The organism is Pseudodesulfovibrio aespoeensis Aspo-2, from assembly GCF_000176915.2.
GTDB classification, from domain to species: Bacteria; Desulfobacterota; Desulfovibrionia; order Desulfovibrionales; family Desulfovibrionaceae; genus Pseudodesulfovibrio; species Pseudodesulfovibrio aespoeensis.
The window spans coordinates 2,068,775-2,091,213 of record NC_014844.1 but is presented as its reverse complement, the minus strand read 5'-3'; the positions used below and the strand labels follow the sequence as shown (position 1 = coordinate 2,091,213).

The following is a 22,439-nucleotide window of genomic DNA, read 5'->3' as shown; positions in this document are numbered from 1 at the left end:
TCTGCCTAAGAGCGAAATAAGTCAACAGAAATGTTACAGCCGAACTATCAAGAATTACTGGCTGTTTTCCGAATCCGCGTAAACGCCTGGGCGTATGTCACCAAAATGACCTGAAAAACGCCCTTTTGGAGCGGGGCGGGGGGGGGAGTCCGCTGATAAACTCTTCCAGGGAATCAGAGTAAAGGGTAAGGGTGGAGGCGGGGAATTTGGGGAAGAACAGGCAGTGTCAGGTGTATGCTCTCACTACAGAAGAGAGTGCGCCCGGCCCGACCTGTCAGGCAGCCGCTTGCGACCTGGACATCGTTGATGACTTTTGCTTTGATTCCTTTGCGTTTGGACAGCCGGCCATCCACCAAATGGGTGAAACGATCATGAGGGTATGGCTGGATGTGATTATAAACAAAAACAAGATGATATGTCAGCATGGATGCAGCATCAGGCTGGAGAATCGCTCAGGTTAGGTATTGAAAATGCGCCCAATGAACACCCATCTTACTGTGTATGGCCCGGCGGGCCTGGCCCTGGGACTGATACTCGCGGGGCTCTTCGTCTGCCTGGGCGGGTGCGAGCAGGCTCGGTTTGAACCGGCTGCATCCGTTGCTTTGCCGACCGCTGTCCCGGAAGGCTCCTGGACGCCTGCGGTCTGGACGGACTCTCTGCAAGACGGTCCTGTGAGAAACCAGCTCCCGGACTTTTCCCGCGCGGGCTACGCCATGGGAGACTCGCCCCTTCCCGAACCTTTGGGACCAGTCTATGATGTCACTGCCCCCCCGTTCAATGCAATTCCTGACGACGCCGTTGACGACACTGCCGCGATCCAGGCTGCCTTGGATGCTGCCGGGGCGGCAGGAGGCGGGGTGGTGCTTTTGCCAAGAGGGCGTGTGCTGGTCCACTCCACCCCTGATATGCCCTATCTGCGGATTACCCATAACAACGTGATCCTTCGTGGACGCGGCTCCGGGCCGGGCGGAAGCACTGTCTATCTTGGGGCTCCCGGTCCCGAGGAGGGGGTGCGGCGGCTGGGCAGCGTGCCGAGCGATCAGGAGGCCCGCCGCCATGCGGCCATAGCCGTCATGGGCAATGAGACGGGGCGTGAACTGGCCGTCTTCACCCAGGATGTTTCCCGCGGGCAATATGAGGTCTCGGTCTCGAACAGTGACCTGCTTCGACCGGGCATGATGGTGGTGGTCCGATGCCAGGACGATGCGGGCGGGGCGCAGGATGCCGCTCTGATCCCGCCTGCGCCTGATGCCCCCGACCTTCCGGCCCAGCTGACCCGTCCCTACCGGCTTGTGCCGGAGCAGACTGACACCTTTGGTCCGGTCGCTCGCCGTCATTCCTGGATAACCCGGATCGAGAGCGTGCTCGATGCCACAACCGTGCGAATGGCCAAGCCGGCCCGTTTCGACCAACGCGTAAGCCATGCGCCTCGAATATACGCCTTCCAGGGGCTTCACGGTGTGGGCATCGAGCACCTGCGCATTGAAAGCGCATGGCCCGGCGGATATCGCCACCACAAGCCGTATGAGGAGAATGGCGTCACGGTGCGCACTGCCAAGGAACAGGATTACCTCTGGAACGGCATATGGATCAGCAACGCGGTGGACGGATGGGTCCGCGACGTGACGTTCAAGGATCTGACTCAGGGGTGCATCCTGAGCCACGCAGCCCATATCACCCTTCAGGACATCAATTTCGAGGGGATCGATGGTCATGCGGGTGTCACCGTGGGATGGAGCAATGACAATCTGGTCACCCGGGCCGTGTTCCGGAGCCGTCTCGTCCATTCAGTGACCGTGACCATGATGGCCTCAGGCAACGTGTTCACGGATTGCACCGCCCTGTACGAAGGCGATGTGTCAGACGGAAGACCCAGGCCCGCCATAGATTTTCACGGCTTCTTTCCCTACGAGAATCTCTTTGACTCCATGCACGGGTTCAACGTCAGTCCGGGCGGTGATCTGAGCGTGATGCCCCACGGCGGGGTGCGAAACGTGTTCTGGAACGTCATTGGGCCGGGGACTCCGGGCGGGGCCAGAGAGTGGGAGGGGGATGCCTTTGTGCAGAGTTGGGCCTATGCGAGCACTTCGTCGGGCACACCGGCAACCATGTTCGAGCATCTGCCGCAGGCCTTTTATGTCGGGGTTCGCCGCGAGACGGGCCGGGTCAGCCTGGGCGATTCGTTTTCGGATCGGAGCGATCAGTGGATGACGGTGGAAGGGCTCAACCGTCCGGGGCTGGCCCTCCCCTCACTCTATCAGGCGCAACGGAAGCTGCGCACCGCTCCCTGATCCTCCCTAGCGACAGCCGGCCAGGATCGGGGCCTCTCCCTGGAGTGCGGGCAGAAGAACCTTCTCGGCAAAGAGCGCAATGCCGTCCCGGTTGAAATGCATGTGGTCATAAAAAAAGCGCCGATCATGCATGGCCGAGATGCAGTTGTAATAGGTGACGCCCTCGGTCCGTGCCGCGACCTGGGTCAGGAGCTGGTCAACCTCCTCTGCGCCGGGGAAATCAGGCATGAGAATCGGGACCATTATGTAGGTCACGTCAGCGCCGTTTTGTATGACCAGATCGTTGATGCGTTCCACGTACCGGCTGTATTTCGCGAAATTGCGCAGGTCATATTTCGAGAGGTAATGCTGCCGGGCATTTTCCATTGTCATCGGGTCGATCTGCCGGAGCGTGCCATCGGTCAATCCCGGCGCGGCATACCGGGAAACCCCTTCCCAGTCTGTGACCATGATCATTTGCAGATAGGAGTAAATCCGGTTTGTCGGATAGCCTCCACGGATCAGCTTCCCCAGGATGTTCAGTTCAAAAGGCTCGTCTCTCAGGAAAAAGTCATTTTCTTCATTGTTGATTTCCGAGAAGAACACCCAGGGATCGACCAGATAGACCACGTGGTCCGTCCTGTTTCCACGGTCAAAGAAATGGGAAAGGTGGAGATAGGCAGGCATGAGTCCGCCGCCCCCGCCCTTTGACAGATTGGCCACGCGGCGACCGAGAATCCGTTCCAGTTGCTGGTGGTTGCCATCGCGGGACAGGACACGTCCCCTTGACGTGCCGAGCAGGACCGCCCCGTAATGATCGTTGCCGCCGGTGGTCAGGAGGTTGGATTCGCTCTGGGCATAGGAAAGCCGGATATCCCGGTGCTGCCCGGAAAAGAAACGGAGCAGGCCGACCAGGATCATTCCGTTCAGTGCGGCGAAGACCACTCCCTTGAGGAGGAACCGCAGTATGTCAGTATTAGGCATGAATCGCATACATTCCAGACTGATCCGGCTAAAATTGAAAATAGATGAATTCCTGGTGCACGCCGAACGCGGTTGAAATGCCTACGGCCCAGACCCCGGCCACATAGAGCGACCAGCGCGCCGGAAGCGGCCAGAGGGCCACCCGTGCCCGGAGCGTGCCGGGTTGGCCGGTGAGTTCCACGCCCACAAGGAAAAGGACCAGAAACAGGTGAAAGAGGAAGGTCCGCACGCCAAGGATCGCCGGGTTCCACCCGGAGAGACCGCCTTGGGCATCGATGGGGACCATGCTGCTGATGACGGTCACGGCTTGCCCGACGGAGTTGGCCCGGAAGAAGACCCAGGCCAGGCTGACCAGTGCCATTGTCAGGCCCACCTGAATGGCGGTGTTCAGGAATGAGTCGCGGGCCGGAGCAAGCCGGTCGGCCAGTTTTTTCTGAAATCCCCCGGTCATGTTCTCCAGCACCAGAAGGACTCCGTGCAGGCCTCCCCAGATGACGAATGTCCACCCGGCCCCGTGCCACAGGCCGGAAAGGAGGAAGGTGATCACTATGTTGCAATGCCAGCGCCACGCAGCCACCCGGTTGCCGCCCAGGGGGAAGTAGACATAATCCCTGAACCAGGTGGACAGCGAGATGTGCCACCGCTGCCAGAACTCGCGGACCGAGCGTGAAAAATAGGGCCGGTCGAAATTCTCGGTCAGGGTGAATCCCATGATCTGCGCCGCGCCCAGGGCCACATCGGTATAGCCCGAAAAATCACAATATATCTGGATGGTGTAGAACAACACGCCAAAGACGACCGGAAGCCCGTGCGATTCGCCGGCGTGGTCAAAAATATGGTTGACGTGCAGGGCGAGGGTGTCGGCGATGACCGTTTTCTTGAAGAGTCCCCAGAGCATGCGTTGCAGCCCGTCCACAACCCGACGGTATTGAAAGGCGTGCTCCTCCCTGAGCTGCGGCATGAGCAGTGCGGCCCGGTTTATGGGACCGGCGAGCAACTGCGGCCAGAAGGCCACGAACAGGGCAAAGCGGCCTGCATGGCGTTCGGCCTGGATTCGATCTTCATAGACATCGATCACATAGCTCGTAACCTGGAACGTGAAAAAGGATATGCCCACTGGCAGCAGCAGGTTGAGCAGCGGCGGGTCAAGGGCGATGTCCCCGGCGCGGAACATCTCAACCAGGGAGCGGCTGAAGAAGTCGAAATACTTGAAGACGCCGAGCAGTCCCACATTGAAGAACAGGCAGATCAGGAGGTACTTCTTTCGCCCTGCCTTGGTCGGGAGCGCGGACATGCGCATGGCCCCGACATAGTTGACCAGGGTGGAGGCGAGGAGCAGAAAGGCGAATTCCACCTTCCATGACATGTAAAAGAAATAGCTTGCCGCGAGCAGGGGAATCCAGCTGAACCTGCGGGGAACAACAAAATGCAACCAGGCCGTTGCCAGGAAAAACGCCACAAAACCGACTGAATTAAAAAGCATTACGTCCTGACTCGCTCCATGCGGGGTGAGAGACCCGAAACACGTCCCATTCGAGCCGCAAGCCGGGGACCGCCACAACGCAACCCCAGTCCGTATCTCACAGGCTCGATTTCAGGCATTGCCCGCCCAAAAAAAACCGTGTGAGGCTCGCGGAAACGACATCTACATCCGAAACTCGTGGTTATCAAGAGCCCAGAGGCCACTTGTAAAGTCCCCGTAAACTAGGTCCATTGCCAAGTAGAGACTTCTGGCCCAAAATGGGACAGGAGTTTTGTATGCGTAAATCGAAGTTCAGTGAGTACCAGATCGTCAAGATCCTGAAGGCAGTGGAAGGCGGACGGACTGTCGTCGATGTCTGCCGCGAGCACGGCGTGAGCAGCGCCACGTACTACAAGTGGAAGTCAAAGTATGGCGGCATGGAGGCATCCGATATCCAACGGATGAAGGATCTCGAAGCGGAGAACCGTAAGCTCAAGCAGATGTTCGCCGACCTCAGCCTGGAAAACATGGCGCTCAAGGATGTAATCGAAAAAAAACTCTGAGGCCAGTTCAACGCAAGGAAGTTGTCACGCACATGGTCAACGCGTTTGAGCTGAGCTCGCGCAAGGCCTGCGCGGCCATGGGCATCAGTAGGAGCTACTACGCCTACAAGCCGCACCCGCGGGACGATAGCGATGTCATCGCAGCCTTGACTGAACTGGCCGAGAAAAAGCCTACATGGGGCTTCAGTAAACTTTTCAACGTCCTTCGACAGCAGGGCAAGCCCTGGAACCACAAGAAGGTTTGGAGGGTTTACTGCCTCTTGAAAATGAACCTGAAGCGCAAGGCCAAGAAGCGGCTTCCGCAAGCCTCTCGGACGGCAGTGGCCCAGCCGCTTGCGCCAAACCATTGCTGGTCGATCGATTTCATGCGGGACACCCTTTACAGCGGTCGCGTCTTCAGGACTTTCAACGCTGTAGATGATTACAACCGTGAGGCCTTGGCCGTGGAAATCGATACCAATATGCCAGCAGGAAGAGTGGTAAGGGTGCTGGATCGGGTCGCCGAAGAGCGTGGCTGCTATCCCGAAAGGTTGCGAATGGACAATGGTCCGGAGTTCTCGGGGACTGTCATGGCGGCCTGGGCAGAATCGCATGGCGTGAATCTGGAGTTCATTCAGCCTGGCAAGCCCACCCAGAACTCATACATCGAGCGGTTCAACCGGACCTACAGAGAAGAAGTGCTTGATTTGTACGTGTTCAACAGCCTGAGCGAAGTTCGGGCCATTACGGAGGACTTTATCCGTGAGTACAACGAGGGACGTCCTCATGAATCCCTGGGGAATATGTCGCCGATAAATTTTGCTGCCCAGAGGGCAGGGGGTACCCCCTGCCCTCTGGGCAACCCCCCCGAAAACTGTCGGGAGTCTCTACCGTTAACTGGCCCTATGAAAGGGGACTTTACATTCCCAATCGCAGAAATCGCCGCGCCATGCCGTGCACCTGGTTCTTTCGGCCAAGGCCGAAATCACGAGCAGCAACCTCAAGCACACGCTCATAGCAGCTAGGGCGACCGCCGAGAAACACTTTGGTGAACAGGGATTCAAGTATGCCTTGGGAGTCCACCAGGACGGCAAATACCCGCACGTCCATGTGGTGGTCAAAACGACCAACACAGACAAGGAGGCGAAAAAGCTTCGGCTCGGCCCGGCCCAATTGCTTGAGGTCAGGCAAACCTTGGCCCAGGAGTTGACCAACAGAGGGCTTGCCCATGCCGCCACGCGGGAACCAGCGAAACGCAAGGCCCGTCACTCGAACATGAAGGGACCGAAGCCGGACACGCTCAATCGAGTGAAGATCGTCCTGGAGCGGATGGAAAAAGAGCAACGGCAGTTTGAACGCGCTCTATCCAGGAGCAACCCCAAGGTCCATGTCACCAAATTCCAGGGGCAACAGGCCAAGGCCCTGAACACCCTGCGGGAGCAGGCCAAGAATGATTCGAGCCTCAAGGACCGGGACAGGCTGGAGGCGTTCAATCTGATCCGGCGGTTTGGGCGCGACCTCGAAAAGAAGGAGATCAAGCCAGAGTTGGCGATCACGGCGACCGTGAACTACTTCGACGACAAGATGAAACAACTGAATGAGGGGTTCGAGAAATCCCAGAAGCAGAAGGCCCCGCTTGACATGCGCCTGGATCACAATCTCATTACCAAGGTCACCGAGCAGGGGGAGGCGTTCCAGCGAGAGCTTACCCAATTCCTCAAAGACGATCTCCGCAAGACGAACATACCGGTTGAAGCCAAGAAGGCCACCTTCCGGCAACTCCGGGTGCATGAACTTGCCGTCAAGAAGATCAACGAAAGACTGTTGGGCCGGGAGCGGTGATGGCGGATATTGCCCGGTCATGGCATACAATCCTTAGAAATATGGAGGACCATAGGGAGAATCTCTAAAAAAATACTTTACACATAAATGAGTGAGGTAGCCCTTTGAAGGCAAGTGTAGCTTTCCTACCGCTCGCCCTATTTACGAAAGAACAGAATGCCTCTCTATTTTGGGGCGAGAGTGTCACCTGTCACGCTCGAATCATCCCGTTATTATAGAAGACTGTGCTGCGATTAAGCCATAGTTTTCATTTCTCAATGTGATTGTGCCGCTATTTTTCAAGAAGGAATCGGTACCGAATCAACAACTATCGCATCTTCGTGACTCAGTCCGAACAGAGCATCTATATAACCCTCTAGCCGCGCCCTGGCATTTCTGGCGGCTCGATCACGGCGTGTGCGCTCATGCGGTGTCCGCGCCGCGCGGAGGGCTTCAACTGCGGCTACAACGCCTTCAGCTTGTTCTTCAACTTCTCGTAGTACCCTTTCTTCTTCCGACAGCGGAATTGGTAGATCTTCAATAAATTGCTTGCCGTGAGAATAATATCCGCCCCTGAAAACACTTGTGTTCGTGCGGATCATTGCTTCGCACAATGGATGGTTCAGAATGGCCAACAAGTACAGCGTCGAAAACGGGGCACCTTCTTTAGCCCGGATCATATAGTAAGGGCCGTTTCCGCCACCAGTGATGATCGTGTTTGTCTCATCATAGGCATAGCGGGCTTCGCGTGAGAGAACCGGGAGAATGATTTTGGGCCGGTCGAATTTGATCAAGCTCTGTGAGCGACCATACTGATACCATTGGTGCTCAGCCTTAGCTCCGCCTGTGATGTTGCGCTGTTCAAGTTCCGCCCGTCGTGCGTTCAAATATGCCCAGCACTGCGGGTAAAGCGCGCCCATTTCATCAGGCTGCAGCAGCCGTGCCCGCAGCTTGCCTGACGGAGTGTTTACAATCTCGTAGGGAAAGATCATCCACGCATTGGCTTTAGGTCGACCAAACCCATCGAGCGGTGTGTCATGCAGGCAGGGGCGCAGAATCCCCCGCTCGATTTGCCACTCGCGCTCATCCCATTGTATCGTGATACTATTTGCATCGCTGCGAACTTCTCGCAGGAGATAGATTTTATCAGCACTGGTCTGTACACCCACCTCGATGTCGGCGAACTCGTGGAGCCTGCCCGGCACAGTTTCCTGAATACGGGCGAACAGCGACCGAGCATCCTCTTGGCAGAATACCCAGGGGTCATCGCTTAGTTCTGTGGACGGCACTGTCAATATCTCACCCGGTCGACCGTAGCGCCATTGCTCCAACTTGCCAGCATGCTCGACACGAACCTGTTCGTGGCCGCTACGATCCATCACCAGAATGCAAGTGTAGTTTGTTATGCCTTGCCCAAAGACCTGCTTGCTCCCGAAATGAACGATATATTCCAGTATAGGTGAACGTGTCAGAAGGCCGCGTAGTGCGCGCCCCGAACGGATCGTCATGAATTTGTTCGGCACGATCACACCAAGACGTCCATTATCTTTGATCAAGCCGAGCGCACGTTCAATGAACAGTGCATACTTGTCAAAATTATCTTGCTGCGCGGTGCTGTAGGGTGCGTTAGTAGTGTGGTAGAATTCAACTTCTTGAGCCGAGTAGGCCACCATATTCTGGATTCGGATGTAGGGAGGGTTTCCGACTACCACGTCAAAGCCACCATCTGCCATCTCGTCCGCAAATTCTTCTTCCCAGCCAAAGGGGTTGATTGCATCGTGTAGCATTGCTGGCAGCGGCCCGCAGGCGGCTTCCCACTCCGCTGTGCTTACTAGCGAGTTGCCGCAGCGTATATAATCATCAAGAGCTGGCAATGCAGCGTGTTTCATGCGCCGCACATATTCTTCGAGTGCCGCTTCGCTTTCATCCTCTATCAGCTTAAGGAGCAAGCTGAACTGTGCGATTTCGACCGCGTTTGGGTCTATATCCACGCCGCGCATGTGCGCGAGCAGGATACGGCGCTTCTCATCGAATGTCAGTCGCCAAAGATTTTTCCCGACCTGGTAGATAGTTCGTCCGGCATGTTTGCCTGGCCCGCCTGCGACATACCAATCCAAATAGTGGCCAAGAAGGTAATCATAGGCCGAGAGTAGGAATATCCCTGAGCCACAACATATATCAGCGACAGTGAAGTGTAGGAGCTCCTCCGGGGATTTGCCAGCCAGAAGAGGGCCGAGAGTGCGGGCGACAATAGTATCGGCAATAAAGCTCGGTGTTGGCACTACGCCGCCGCTTTCTCGGACTTCGGGTTTGCTCTCGATTTCTATAGTACTACCCGCTACAATGATCACTTCGCCGAGAAACTGCTCATATATTTCTCCAAGCACCTTGGTCTCAACGACAGCGAAGGTGTAAGGGCTCAAAGGGTAATATAGTTCAGCGATGATACCTTGTAGCACATCATCGCTAATTCGAATGCCCAGCGGATCGTTATCAACCAGTCGGAACAAACCAGAGTCATAGAACTGATCCGCACGGCGCAAAGAATCCATCAACCCGTCGAAAGTGGCTAGGCCGTCAAGGTTTTTTAGATTTTCGTACTTCTCGATTCCCCGGTCTTCGCAAATACGCAAGAATACGATGCGAGAGAGGAAAAGTTGCACCGCATATGTAAGTTCTCCCGAACTCAGACCGGGGGTGTTCTTGTGAATGTCAGCCGCAAGGCGAACCCGCCAGTCGCGAACTTGATTCAGGAAAAAATCATCAAACTGTTGCGCGCCATGGCGTGTTGTATCGACGGAAAAATGCTGATCAAAAGTACCCGAATAGACGCTTTCCCGCGAAAGTAATAACCACAATTCGTCAAAGCGTGTTTCAAATTCTTCGTAACCGAACATTTCAAGTCGTGCGACATGTGCTTCATCGGTTTCGTTCGGCACAGGTGTACAATCATATACCACGAGCTGATGAAAGTTTGTGACAATAGCAATCGGCAAGCTAGCAGAGTACCCGTAACGCCGAGTCTGGAATGCTGGGGCACGATCACGGTCAATTCGAACACTCGGTTTTTTGGCCTCTAAAAACAACTTGCGCTGTCTCGCCAGACGCAGTTCATAGTCCGGGCGCTTGGTCAGCCGCTCTTCACCTACCTCGACAGTCGCCTCTTCGATTACTTCGCGATAGATGAGCGGCTGGCCGCCAAGGTTATGCACATCCCAGCCGAACGCTTCTAGCAGCGGTGTGATAAACTCGGTGCGCGCTTGAGTCTCATTATAACCGGCATCGCGATAGTCGGCTTCGTTCCGACGGAAGCGCTCGATCAGTGATGCGACGCGGGCGCGGGATTGGTCTTTGGCTTCATCGCTAGTAACGCCAGTAGCGGGCTCTTCACGGAGCGCATCGTCTGTCATAATTAGCTCCTCTTTTTCCTGCCAGCACGGCGACGGGCAAGACGCCGGGTACGCATTTTGTTCCATATATCTCGTAGCATCTTACATTCGGTTTTCGAGAGCCCCATCTGTCCACGCAGGACGCAGCTGCTATTCTCTTCGAGCACTGTTTCTAGGCGTCCAGCACGAATAAGGGCGTCGCACTCTTCAACTGGTATTGCATCGACAAGCGTAGCTGGCATAAGCACTTTTTCAGCCTCGGTCGGCTCTAATTCCAGAACGCCGCCGCCATAGCTACGCCCCTCGATTTCTGCCGATGCAGCCGTCAGATAACTATAGCTGTTGGCAACGATAGCCTGGGGATCGGAGCCTTTGCTGCGCATACGGTGGATCGTATCGGTTGCTGTGGCCCCGGTCCGATTCAGAACAATGCGCGGAAAGTCGTAAATCTGACGGAATACAAATGCATCTGGAATATAAACGGACGGTACTGCATACCAAGGTTTACGTATTGAGCATTTATATCCTTTATCTACACCCTGCTCTTCGCCGAGACGCAGATAGTGGGCGAGCGCGCCCATGGGTTTCGTTCCGTTGATGGGGGCAAGGTGTAAAAGATGCACGCGTTGCTCATCATCTGCGAGCATGCGCCATCCGGCCTCATCTATAAGGGCACCTTCCAGGTGCGCTGAGCGCCCGATAAGAGGTATGGTATATTCTTCCAGTCCCAGCTCTTCGACATCGCTTTTACACAACACAAAAAACTGGTTTTTGCCCGTCACCACTCCGACATTGACCGAGGCGAAGGTGCCGAGGTCCGTCGTGTTATCGCTGGCACGAAGCGCGCGCATGAAGGTAATTTCGTCCGAGCTTAGGAAATACTTCAGCCATTTCTCGCTATCATGACAAACTGTTTTAGGTAATGCGCCATGTAAAACTGTCAGCGGTTCTCGCTTGACTATGTCGGCGACTGAGTCGCTTTCTGTAAGATTGACTTTACACGGATTGCTGACCGAGAGATCCGAGGGGGCAGTGCGCGCTTCATCGGCAAGAAAGAGTAGTACTTCTTGTTCTGCCTTTTCAAAAAACAGTTCATTACAGGCGATTATGTCGATGCGGCTAAACCGATCGGTCAGAAACGATCGTAGTTGCGCAGCATAGCTTACCTGGAGAAGCTCTGCGGGCAGAACGAGTGCCATACGTCCGCCTTCCTTAAGCACTGCTAATGCTGCAACGACAAAGGGTACCCAGATGTTGGTCATTCGGTTCGGCAATAGGCCCTGTTGCTTCATGATGCTCATCGCACGGCTGCGGTGCGGTTCTGGGAAGCTCTGATACCTAATAAAGGGTGGATTGCCGATCACTACATCAAACGTCGACCTCCCCGGTCGACTCCACCACGCAAAGAAATCGCTGCTTTCGACCACATCGTCAGCACGATAGCCAAGACCGCCCCTCAGCCGCCGACGTGCCTTGTCGGCTTCATCCGGTATGATCTCAACCCCACAAAGTTGGTTTGCGCGAGATGGACCGTGCGTCCCCAACTCTTCAAGACGCGCACTTGCCGCCTCAAGAAAAGAACCATCGCCGCAGCTTGGTTCTAATACAGATTCTTTCGGATCGCGAATAGCCCACGCGCACAACCATCTCGCCAGTTCCAGCGAGGTGTAGTAGCCGCCGCGCAACTTGTCTGGATCAAGCTCGGTAAAGCGACCCTTATGCTTACGTTCGTGCTCATCTCTTATAGTAGCAGAATTGCTGCCTATGGCTGATATACGCCTATTCATAGCCCCTGCCTCAGATATAATAATGATTGTTCATTGTGAAGCAGCAGCTCTATAGTCTCAGTTACAATTGTCATACTCGTTAGCTAGTCCATTGCTGTATGTAAAAATCATTTCTTTGCTTGTCATCCATTATTTCCCACGCAATAATCACAAACTTCACATACGGCTCTACTCGATTCTCATTGAACTGCCTGCTTAGAGTGGATGGGTTCTTGCCTGTGAATTTGCAGACGTCGCGAGCTGTGAGCCCTGCCTCGCGCATCCGAATCTGCCAAGGGTGCTTTATCATGAGGCAGTGGTAGCAGGGATGTTTGCGCTACGCAATTTTTTATCACACCTAAATCGAGCGGGGGGGCTCATTGAAGTCTCCCTCGGCAGAAATCAGAGGGGATATTCTCTAACTGACCGTTGAAAAACTCCAGCAAATTCATGACAATCCCCTGAAGCACGGGAGGATTGAATGGCATTGGGCAAACAGGGTGATCGGAAGGGGAAGATGTTCGTGGCCTGGGATGAGATCCCGAGGTCTATGGGACATGTTTTCTATGACCGCCTTCAAGACATCCTGTCCAAGGCTGGATTCGACCGCTTTGTCGAAGACCGTCGTGCCTCGTTCTACGCTTCCCGCCAAGGCCGTTCTTCGATTCCGCTGGGCCGGTATTTCCGCATGCGTCTTTTAGGCTACTTCGAGGGCATCGATTCCGAGCGCGGCATCGAGTGGCGCTGCGCCGACTCCCTTCCCCTGCGCGAATTCCTGCTTCTGGACACCGGCCAAGCCGTGCCCGACCATTCAAACTTGAGCCGCATCTGGTCCCGCCTGCTCCCGGAGCTGCATCAGGAGGTTTTCACCTGGGTGCTCGGCGTCATCGCCGAAGCCGGATTGGTCTAGGGCGACCGCATCGGCGTGGACGCCTCCACCATGGAAGCCAACGCCGCCATGCGTTCCATCGTTCGCAAAGACACTGGCGAAGGGTATCGGCAGATGCTGCACGGCATGGCCGAGGACAGTGGCATGGAGACTCCTACCAGCGAGGACTGTCGCGAATGGACCGTAAACGCACAGGCAAAAAGCTGTCCAACAAGAACTGGGAATCGCTGACCGCTTCGGATGCGAGAATTGCGCGCATGAAGGACGGTCGTACCCAGTTGGTCTACAAGCCGGAGCACGCCTTGAACCTGGCCACCGGGGCCGTCATCGGAGTCGAGGCGCATCCTACCGATCACGGCGATATGAGGACTCTGGGCGACACGTTCGAAATCATGAAGGCGAGTCTGGAGCAGGTTGGTAGGCCGCCGTCTCGCGCTGAACGGTCGGCTTGTCGCGATCAGTGGCAGAATGATATGAATTTCGGAAAAGGGGTGTTTTTCATCGACCTGTTAACGCCGAGAAGTGTTGCCAGTTACCTGGTTGGTGAATTGGTTTTTGTCCGGTAAAATTTTCTTAACTCACCAATTGTCAAAAGTTGCATTAGCCTTCTTCCTTTTGTTGTCAGATTAAACACGCCACCAGCCATTTATATACAAAATGAAAACAATTGTCATAAACTAAAATTTCAACAAAGGATGCCATATGAAAGAATGCAAACAATGCGGGAATGAAATCAATGAGCCAGACTGCAAATCATGCCCCAAATGCGGCCACACTGAATTTTTTGTAAACATTTCTGCGACTGCAACAGGTGTTGGTTCAGTCGACATTAGAGAATACAGAATATATGGCGAAAAAGAGAATGGCCGCCGATACCGCGAGGTCATTGTAAGGAAGGAATACAACTACGATCATGAATGCGAAGTAATAGTAGATATGGAGATTAATCGTAGAAATAATCGCTATACTAAGACAGTTAAAAAAGTCGATGATGGTAAAATCATTCATTCGTGTGATGAGCCTCTTGCAGATCACCAAGGCCATGGGTGCGCAAAAAAGAAGAAATAGCCATGCCTAGAAAGCCACGCTGCATAATTCAGGCTGTCAAGCTCAATGGGCTTATAGGGACCATCTCTGCTGACGAACTACTCAACATGGGTGAAAAGACTTGGGGAGTTCTTGGGGACCGTCCAACAGATCACAGTAGCGGAAAACAAAGACTTGAGGCCAACGACATGAAGTGCGGAAGTTTTGTTTGTAAGCCTGACCCAGGCCAGGGTGAGGTGAGAAGTTTCGAATCAAGAGTAGTGTCGTGAAATCAAGGCGGGTAGCAATAGGGTAGCAAAACGAAAAAGGGTTTACGAGTGACACTCGTAAACCCTTGTCTTTCCTGGTCGGGATGAGAGGATTTGAACCTCCGGTCTCTGCGTCCCGAACGCAGCGCTCTACCAGACTGAGCCACATCCCGTTGGCGTGAGAGGGGTGATTAGCCCAGCGGTTTGGAAAAGGCAAGGTAAAAATCGAAGGGCGTGCCAATGATGGACAAAGGGGGTAAATCCGCCTATCATATGTTGTTGAATGAGCATGTCGAAAATGTCACATGGAATCGATGGCCGTCCATGGACGGTTCGGGTATGGATGGGGCGGCTCTGTTCTTGCGGGGCCTGCTTTGCGAGCATTGTGGCCAGGATTTAGTCAAGGAGACGGATTGGTGATAAAAGTTCTCGTCGTGGATGATTCCGCCTTCATGCGAAAGGCCATCAGCACGATGCTTGGCAAAGATCCGGGAATCAAGGTGGTGGGAACCGCGCGCGACGGGCTGGAAGGCCTGGAGATGGTGCGCAAGCTCAACCCCGATGTCGTGACCATGGACATCGAGATGCCCAGGATGGACGGCCTGACCGCCCTGCGGCACATCATGATGGAGGCGCCCAGGCCCGTGCTCATGGTCAGCTCGCTGACCACCGAGGGGGCCGAGGCCACCCTCAAGGCCATGGAGCTGGGCGCGGTCGATTTCATCCCCAAGCAGCTTTCCAAGGTCTCGCTCGACATCGTCAAGATCGAGAAGGACCTCATCGCCCGTGTCAAGACCGTGGCGGCGCGCAAGATGCGCCATGTGCCGAGCCGCGCGGCAGCCCCGCGTCCGGCTGCGCCCCAGGCGCCCAGGGTGGCTGTCACTCCCGGCGGCAGGCCGCTGCGCGACGTGGTGGCCATCGGCGTGTCCACCGGCGGGCCGCCCGTGGTCCAGAAAATCCTCTCCTCGCTCCCGGCTGATTTTCCGGCCAGCATCGTCATTGCGCAGCACATGCCCGCCGCGTTTACCGGGCCTTTTGCCAAGCGGCTTGACAGCGTCAGCAAAATCACGGTCAAGGAAGCGGAGAACGGCGACGTGCTCCGGCCCGGATTCGCCTACGTGGCCCCTGGGGGCAGGCACATCATCCTCGACCAGCGCGTCAGCCGGGTGGACGTGGTGGTCACCGACGAGCCTGCCGATGCTCTGTACAAGCCATCGGCCAACGTGCTGATCAGCTCCGTGGCCCAGGCAGTGGGCAAGCGCGGGCTGGGCGTCATCCTGACCGGCATGGGCAGCGACGGCTGCGAGGGCGTGCGCGAGCTCAAGGAGCGGGGCGGGCGCGCCCTGGCCCAGAGCGATTCCACCTGCGTGGTCTACGGCATGCCCAAGGCCATTGTGGACGAGAACCTGGCGGACGAGATCGTCGATCTCGACGACATGGCCGATGCCATCATCGCCAATCTGTACAAGTGACCGCGCTCCGGACTGACTGACGAAACCTTACCTCGGGGGAGGCTTGACCACATGGCGGAATGCAGCGAATACCTGTTCCTTCTCAAAAGCGACGACAAGGATATTGTCCGCGAGGGGGCTTTTCGGGCGGGCGAGGACAACTGCGTCGAGGCGGTGGCCCTGCTGGCAGAGCTGCTCAAGACCAATCACCTGGGCGTGCAGGAGGCGGCGGACAGCTCCCTGCGCAAGATAGGCGGCAGCGAGACCGTCCAGGCCGTCCTGCCGCTGCTGCGGTCCGACGAGGCCCCGGTGCGCAATCTTTCCATGGACATCCTGCGCGAGGTGGGCTGGCAGGACATGCCGTCCCTGATCGCCCTGGTCCACGACGACGATCCCGACATCCGCATCTTCGTGGCCGACATCCTCGGCTCCACGGACAACGTCATGGCGGTGGAACCCCTGTGTGACGCGCTGCTCAAGGACCCGGAGGTCAATGTCCGCTATCAGGCCGCCGTCAGCCTGGGCGAGCTCGGCAAGCCCGAGGCCGCCTCCTGCCTGAACAAGGCCATAGAGGACGAGGAGTGGGTGCAGTATTCCGTCATCGAGGCCCTGACCAAGATCGGCCACTCAAGCTCGGTCAGCGCGCTGGTCAAGGCGCTCGACCACGCCTCGGATCTGGTGGCCTCCATGATCATCGATTCGCTGGGCGAGCTGGGCGACATCAAGGCCGTGACCATGCTGCTCAAGCGCATGGACGAATCGCCCACCGCGCTGCGCAACAAGATCGTCAAGGCGGTGGTCAAGATCCTGGGCGGCAAGTCCCTGACCCTGCTCAACGCCAGCGAGCGCGAGCGGTTCCGGCAGTATCTGCTGGTGGCGCTCCGCGACGAGGATGTGGAGATCCAGGACGCGGCCATCCAGGGGCTGGCCCATGTGGGCGGCGAGCAGGCCTCCGAGGGCATCCTGGGCATTGCGGGCGCGCTGGACCAGGACAGGGACCAGGAGCGGCTGGGCGTCATCATCGGCTGCCTCGCGCTGATCGGGCTGACCGACGCCCTCAGGCAGGCGCTGCTTGGCGACGATCAGGCCGTGGCCCATGTGGCGGTCCAGGTTCTTTCCATGATCTCCCCTGATTCCTGCGGGTCCGGCGACTCGGTCTGCACTGTGCTCATGGAGGCCTTCTGGCAGGTGGGCCTGCCCATCCAGCGCCAGATCGTCAGCGTTGCCGCGGACAGGGGCAACGAGCATTCCAAGGATTTCTTCATCAGGATTCTGGACGAACACACCGACGGGACAGTGCTCAAGAGCGCGGTCTATCTGCTGGGCGAAAAGCTCCGGCTGGCCGAGGTGGTGGACAGGATATTCCCGCTGCTCGATCACCAGTACGACGATGTCAAGGAGGCCGCCCTTGAGGCCTGCATTGCCATCAACGGGCCGCATGTACGCGAGCGCTTCGTGGACATGTTCGCCAGCGACGAGCCGATCCGCCGGCTGATGGCCGTCTACGCCCTGGGTAAGCTCGGCGTCCCGGCCAACCTGGATATCCTGTGCCGGGCCATTGACGACGCGGTGCCGGACATCCGCAAGGTGGCCATCGAGGCCCTGGCCTCGGAGTGCGATGTCAGCGACGACTGGCAGCCCCTGGTGCTCTCCAGGCTTGGCGACGAGAGCAAGGATGTTCGGCTGACGGTCATCGAGATTCTGGGCAAGTGTTTCACCGAGAGCTTTGTGCCGCATCTGGTCAACGCCCTGAACGACGGGGACGACTGGGTCAAGATCCGCGCCATTGACGCCCTGGGCGAGCATGGAGCGGTCCAGGCCGTGCCAAGGCTCATCGAAATGCTCGACAATCCCAACCGGTTCGTGATCATGAAGATAGTCGAAGCCTTGGGCAGGATCGGCGGCCAGTCCGCCTTCCGCTCCCTGCTCGAATTGACCAACAGCGACGAGTATGAACTGGTCAACGCCGCCGAGGAAGCCATAGCCAATATTCAGGAAGCCCAGGAGTAGACGAACCAGATGTCCTCGCTTTTTTCCAAGACCATCTCTCTGGGCAAGGAACTCAAGATCACTGATCAGGAGTTCGGCAACCTCAGGGATTTCATCTATGAGCAGTGCGGCATATACATTGCGGACAACCGCAAGTACCTGCTGGAGAACAGGCTGGGAAACCGCCTGAAGAAGCTCAACCTCAGGAACTTTGACGAATACTACAACTTCCTGCGTTACGACGCGGCCAGGAATGCGGAGCTGAAAAAGCTCTTCGAGGTCATCACGACCAACGAGACGAGCTTTTACCGCAATCCACCGCAATTGCAGGTGTTTCAGGAAAAAGTGCTGACCGAGGTGGTCGAGGCGGCCAAGAGCGGCGGGCGAAAGCTGCGCATCTGGTCGGCGGGCTGCTCCACGGGCGAGGAGCCATACACCATCGCCATGATCATCCATGCCCTGCTCCAGGCTGATATCGCCAACTGGGACATCCGCATCACGGCCAACGACCTCTCGGAGCGGGTGCTCGAATCGGCCCGCAAAGGGGTGTACAACGACTACACCCTGCGCACCACGCCAAAGGAGATCGCCCAGCGGTATTTCGACCTGAACGACGGGGTCAACACCGTCAGGCCGGAGGTGAAGAAGCTTGTCTCGTTCGGCCAGATCAACCTGCGCGACAGGGCGCAGATCAAGCGGGTCGAGCGATCCCAGATCGTGTTCTGCCGCAATGTCATCATCTATTTCGACGATGCCATGAAAAAACAGGTCATCAGCTCTTTCTACGACAATCTGCTTCCCGGCGGGTACCTGATCATCGGGCATTCCGAGTCGCTGCACAACATCACGCGCGCCTTCAAGCCCATTCATTTCCCGGGTGCCATCATCTACAAGAAGGAAGAGTAGGGCGGGAAGCGCTGGTGGATTGCCGGGGCGCGAGCCGCCGGCCAGGGGCGAAACCCTGCCCGGCCCGGAGCACAATCCGGCAGCCGGGAAGATTTGATAAAACGGCGGATGCCGTGTTAAAGGTTCAAGGGGGAATCATGGCGAAGCACATATTGATAGTTGACGACTCCAAGACGGTGCGCAATCTCGTCGCCTTCATCATGAAGAAGGAGGGGTTCAAGGTCACCACAGCCGAGGACGGGCTGGACGGTCTAGAAAAGCTCTACAGCGCCAAGGAGGTGGACCTGATCGTCTCCGATGTCAACATGCCCCGCATGGACGGCCTGACCTTCATCAAGACCGTTCGCGAGCAGGAGGCGTACAGGGATATCCCCATCGTGGTCCTGTCCACCGAAGGGCAGGACAAGGATATTCAGACCGGCCTGACCGTGGGTGCCAACCTGTACATGGTCAAGCCCGCCCAGCCGGAAAAACTGGTGCGCAACGTCAAGATGCTGCTTGGATGACCCGCGTGCGGGGATTGCGAGACATTTCAATGGAGCGCTGCGCAGGTTCGAAGACTGACTACCACCAGCTGCCAGAGGGTATTTGATGAACCAGGACTATCTCGATCCGGAAATCTTATCCGATTTTTTTGTTGAAGCCAAAGAGCACTTGGAGACCATCGAACCCAATCTGCTCGAACTGGAAAAGGCACCCGACAACCTTGGGCTGCTCAACGAGATATTCCGGCCCATGCATTCGCTCAAGGGGGCGTCCGGATTTCTCGGACTCAACAAGATCAACGGGCTGGCCCACAAGGCGGAGAACATTCTGGACGAGCTGCGCCAGGGGTCCATGCGCGTGACCGGCGGGATCATGGACCTGATCCTCTCGGCCACCGATGCCCTGCGCACCATGGTCGACAACCTGGAAACCAGCGGGGTCGAGGGCGATGTGGACACGGCCCCGGTCATCGCCAGGATAGAGGCCGCACTGGCCGGAAAGCTCGACGAGGGGCCGCCAAGCTCCAGAGAGGTTGCCAGCGTCGGGGTCGCCAATGTCGAGGTGGACGACAGGCCTGACGAGACCATCGAGCCCCAGTGGGAGTTGGAGACCGTCGAGCCCGAACCGAAACCCGCGTCCGCAGCGGTCAAAACGGAAAAAGTTGTCATGACAGCATCGTTTCACCCCCTGCCCGATCCCGACTTCGACGACGCCCCGTACGGCCTGAGTACGGTTGGCGAGGGGCATCTAGCCGATTTTCTTGAAGAAGCGCATGAGATCATTGAGAACCTGAACCGTTGTCTGCTCGCCCTTGAAGGCGACGCCCGCGGCAGCGAGGAGATGATCAATGACACCTTCCGCTATTTTCACAACCTCAAGGGCAACAGCGGCATCATCGGGTTCAAGGAACTCAACTCCCTGACCCACGAGGCCGAGACCCTGCTCAACAAGGTGCGCAAGGGCGACATGGAATGCAACCATGGACTCATCGACCTGCTGCTCTCCTCGGTGGATCTGATCGAGGAGTTGGTGGGCAAGGTGGATGTCGAGACCAACAGGGTCACCCCGGTGGACACCAGCGTCATGGCCCAATTGCTCCAGAAGGTGACCGAGGAGGGCGACGTGGCGGTGGTGGCCGAGGCCCTGGCCGCCATCAAGGGCGAGGTCCATGTGCCATCCCCGGCCGGAGCGCAGTCCGCTCCCCCCGCTCCCCAGGCGCAGGCCGGTGCGGCTTCTGCCGCCAAGGCACCGGTCGCCGCAGGGGCAACCCCTGGCGACTATGACCCCGAGGACGTTGCCCTGTTCCTCCAGACCATCAAGCAGCAGCTCGAAAGCGCTGCCGTGGCCCTTGGCATGCTGCGCGAGGACGCCGGGCAGGCGGATATAGTGGACAGCCTGTTCCGCACCTTCCAGACCATCCAGAACTCTGCGGGCTACATGGGCCTTGCCGGGATCAAGGAATATTCCGAACGCACAGTGGGGCTCGTGGACCAGGGGCGCAAGAGCAACATCGATTTCAGCCTGATGCTCGACATCCTCGACCAGGAATTTTCCATCCTCAAGGACATGCTGCTCAAGGAGATGCAGACCATCACCGGCAGCCCTGTTCCGGACCCGACTCTGGGCATCAACGTCCCCGGCGGGAAAAAGGCGGCCAAACCTGCCGCGCCCAGGCCCGCCGCGCCGCCGCCCGCCGCGTCCAGGCCCGCCGCTCCCAAACCGATCCCGGCACCCGCTCCGGAGCCGGAAATGGACCAGGACTATCTGGAAGAAGATTTCGAGGTATCGGCCCCGGTTCCGGCTCGCCCTGCGGCTCCGCCGTCCTGGGTTGCGCCAAAACCCGCACAAAAGTCCGCCCGACCGGCGGCAAAGACCTCCATGACCAACGCCCTCAGCAAAAACGCGGCTGCCGCAGCCCAGCAACAGGCAAAACCCAAGGCATCGAGCACCATCCGGGTGGACCACCACAAGCTCGATCACCTGATGAACGTCATCGGCGAGCTGATCATCAACCGCAACCGGTACGCCATGCTGGCCCGCGCCCTTGAGGATGGCCACGAGGACGTGCATGTGGTGGCCCAGCAGCTGACCGAAACCACCTACGCCATGGCCCGCATCTCAGACGATTTGCAGGACACCATCATGAAGGTCCGCATGGTGCCGGTCCAGACCGTGTTTTCGCGCTTTCCCAGACTGGTGCGCGACCTGAGCCGCAAGAGCGGCAAGCAGGTGGAGCTGATCATGGAAGGCGAGGAGACGGAATTCGACAAGAGCGTGGTGGAGGAGATCGGCGATCCGCTGGTCCATCTGGTGCGCAACGCCGTGGACCACGGCCTGGAGGACGAGCAGGAGCGCATCCAGGCGGGCAAGAAGCCCAAGGGGCATGTCTGGCTGCGGGCCTATCACAAGGGCAACTCGGTGGCCATCGAGGTGGAGGACGACGGGCGGGGCATTGATCCCGAAAAGCTCAGGCAGGTGGCGGTGCGCAAGGGCGTCATCTCGCAGGAGGAAGCCAATGCCATGGACGACCGCGAGGCCTTGGACCTGATCTTTGCCCCGGGCTTCTCCTCGGCGGAGAAGGTCACGGACATCTCTGGTCGCGGCGTGGGCATGGACGTGGTCAAGACCAACATCAAGAATCTCAAGGGCAGCGTGAACACCCAGTCCGAAGTGGGCAAGGGCACCAAGCTGACCCTGACCCTGCCCCTGACCCTGGCCATCATCGACGCCCTCATGGTCCAGGTGGCGGGCGAGACCTTTGCCATCCCGCTGGATGCGGTCTCCGAGACCACCAAGATCGAGACGGTGAAGCTCTCGGATGTCAACAACCGCAAGGCAGTGACCCTGCGCGGCGAGGTGCTCGGCGTCATCGAGCTGGCCGAGCTGCTCGACCTGCCTCAATCCATGGACGAACGCGACGTGCTGCCCATGGTCGTCATCCACGACAACGACAGGCGGCTCGGGCTGGTGGTGGACCGGCTCCTGGAACGTCAGGAGATCGTCATCAAGCCCCTGGGGCAGTATCTCAACGATTTCAACCTCAAGGGGCTGTCCGGCGCGACCATCATGGGCGACGGCTCGGTGGTCCTGATCCTGGACCCGCACGAGATATACAGCCTTTCGACCCAGCTTGGCCGAAAGGAGCCTTCCGCCGCATCCCTGGCCCTCGGCAAGTAAGGCGCTGGCGGC

12 protein-coding genes, 1 tRNA gene and 2 pseudogenes are annotated in these 22,439 nt (G+C 57.5%); 10 read left to right on the top strand and 5 right to left on the bottom strand.

What is annotated here, in order from left to right; all coding sequences use genetic code 11:
- Positions 1–860 precede the first annotated feature (860 nt).
- Entirely contained in the window at positions 861–2,291 is a 1,431-nt protein-coding gene (locus tag DAES_RS09485) for a right-handed parallel beta-helix repeat-containing protein (protein WP_201764301.1), read from the top strand.
- A gap of 6 nt (positions 2,292–2,297) precedes the next feature.
- Here DAES_RS09485 and DAES_RS09480 read toward each other — a convergent pair whose 3' ends face one another.
- Together DAES_RS09480 and DAES_RS09475 are read right to left on the bottom strand one after the other, a co-directional pair.
- The gene (locus tag DAES_RS09480; RefSeq protein WP_013514807.1) at positions 2,298–3,254 is read right to left on the bottom strand and encodes a hypothetical protein; all 957 of its coding nucleotides are present in this window, start codon (positions 3,252–3,254) and stop codon (positions 2,298–2,300) included.
- A gap of 28 nt (positions 3,255–3,282) precedes the next feature.
- Entirely contained in the window at positions 3,283–4,737 is a 1,455-nt protein-coding gene (locus DAES_RS09475; RefSeq protein ID WP_013514806.1) for an MBOAT family O-acyltransferase, read from the bottom strand.
- A 275-nt stretch (positions 4,738–5,012) separates the two neighbouring features.
- On the opposite strand from DAES_RS09475, the pseudogene DAES_RS09465 reads away from it, so the two are divergent.
- A pseudogene (locus DAES_RS09465) lies at positions 5,013–6,088 on the top strand (IS3 family transposase); the annotation flags it as partial.
- 124 nt (positions 6,089–6,212) lie between these two features.
- Positions 6,213–7,100, top strand: a complete 888-nt coding sequence (locus DAES_RS09460) for a relaxase/mobilization nuclease domain-containing protein (RefSeq protein ID WP_157864835.1) — start codon at positions 6,213–6,215, stop codon at positions 7,098–7,100.
- A 278-nt stretch (positions 7,101–7,378) separates the two neighbouring features.
- On the opposite strand, the gene DAES_RS09455 is transcribed toward DAES_RS09460, so the two are convergent.
- Together DAES_RS09455 and DAES_RS09450 are read right to left on the bottom strand one after the other, a co-directional pair.
- A complete protein-coding gene (locus tag DAES_RS09455; RefSeq protein ID WP_013514804.1) occupies positions 7,379–10,489 on the bottom strand; it encodes an Eco57I restriction-modification methylase domain-containing protein in 3,111 nt (1,036 codons plus the stop codon).
- Positions 10,490–10,491: 2 nt separating this feature from the next.
- Positions 10,492–12,255, bottom strand: coding sequence for an Eco57I restriction-modification methylase domain-containing protein (locus tag DAES_RS09450; protein WP_013514803.1), 1,764 nt, complete (start codon positions 12,253–12,255; stop codon positions 10,492–10,494).
- A gap of 460 nt (positions 12,256–12,715) precedes the next feature.
- Here DAES_RS09450 and DAES_RS18125 point away from each other — a divergent pair.
- Together DAES_RS18125 and DAES_RS17615 are read left to right on the top strand one after the other, a co-directional pair.
- Positions 12,716–13,554 (top strand): annotated as a pseudogene (locus DAES_RS18125) (transposase); the annotation flags it as partial.
- Between the two features lie 271 nt (positions 13,555–13,825).
- Positions 13,826–14,191 carry an FmdB family zinc ribbon protein gene (locus DAES_RS17615; protein ID WP_157864834.1) on the top strand — a complete coding sequence of 122 codons (366 nt, stop codon included), beginning with the start codon at positions 13,826–13,828 and terminating at the stop codon, positions 14,189–14,191.
- Positions 14,192–14,514: 323 nt separating this feature from the next.
- On the opposite strand, the gene DAES_RS09430 is transcribed toward DAES_RS17615, so the two are convergent.
- Positions 14,515–14,591: transfer RNA gene (locus DAES_RS09430), tRNA-Pro, on the bottom strand.
- 243 nt (positions 14,592–14,834) lie between these two features.
- Here DAES_RS09430 and DAES_RS09420 point away from each other — a divergent pair.
- From DAES_RS09420 to DAES_RS09400, 5 genes are all read left to right on the top strand, one after another.
- Positions 14,835–15,890, top strand: a complete 1,056-nt coding sequence (locus tag DAES_RS09420; RefSeq protein ID WP_013514801.1) for a protein-glutamate methylesterase/protein-glutamine glutaminase — start codon at positions 14,835–14,837, stop codon at positions 15,888–15,890.
- 51 nt (positions 15,891–15,941) lie between these two features.
- Complete coding sequence (locus DAES_RS09415; RefSeq protein WP_013514800.1) at positions 15,942–17,879, top strand: HEAT repeat domain-containing protein; 1,938 nt, start codon at positions 15,942–15,944, stop codon at positions 17,877–17,879.
- A 9-nt stretch (positions 17,880–17,888) separates the two neighbouring features.
- Positions 17,889–18,764 carry a CheR family methyltransferase gene (locus DAES_RS09410; RefSeq protein WP_013514799.1) on the top strand — a complete coding sequence of 292 codons (876 nt, stop codon included), beginning with the start codon at positions 17,889–17,891 and terminating at the stop codon, positions 18,762–18,764.
- Positions 18,765–18,901: 137 nt separating this feature from the next.
- Positions 18,902–19,270, top strand: coding sequence for a response regulator (locus DAES_RS09405; RefSeq protein WP_013514798.1), 369 nt, complete (start codon positions 18,902–18,904; stop codon positions 19,268–19,270).
- An 85-nt stretch (positions 19,271–19,355) separates the two neighbouring features.
- Entirely contained in the window at positions 19,356–22,427 is a 3,072-nt protein-coding gene (locus DAES_RS09400) for a chemotaxis protein CheA (protein WP_013514797.1), read from the top strand.
- Positions 22,428–22,439 lie beyond the last annotated feature (12 nt).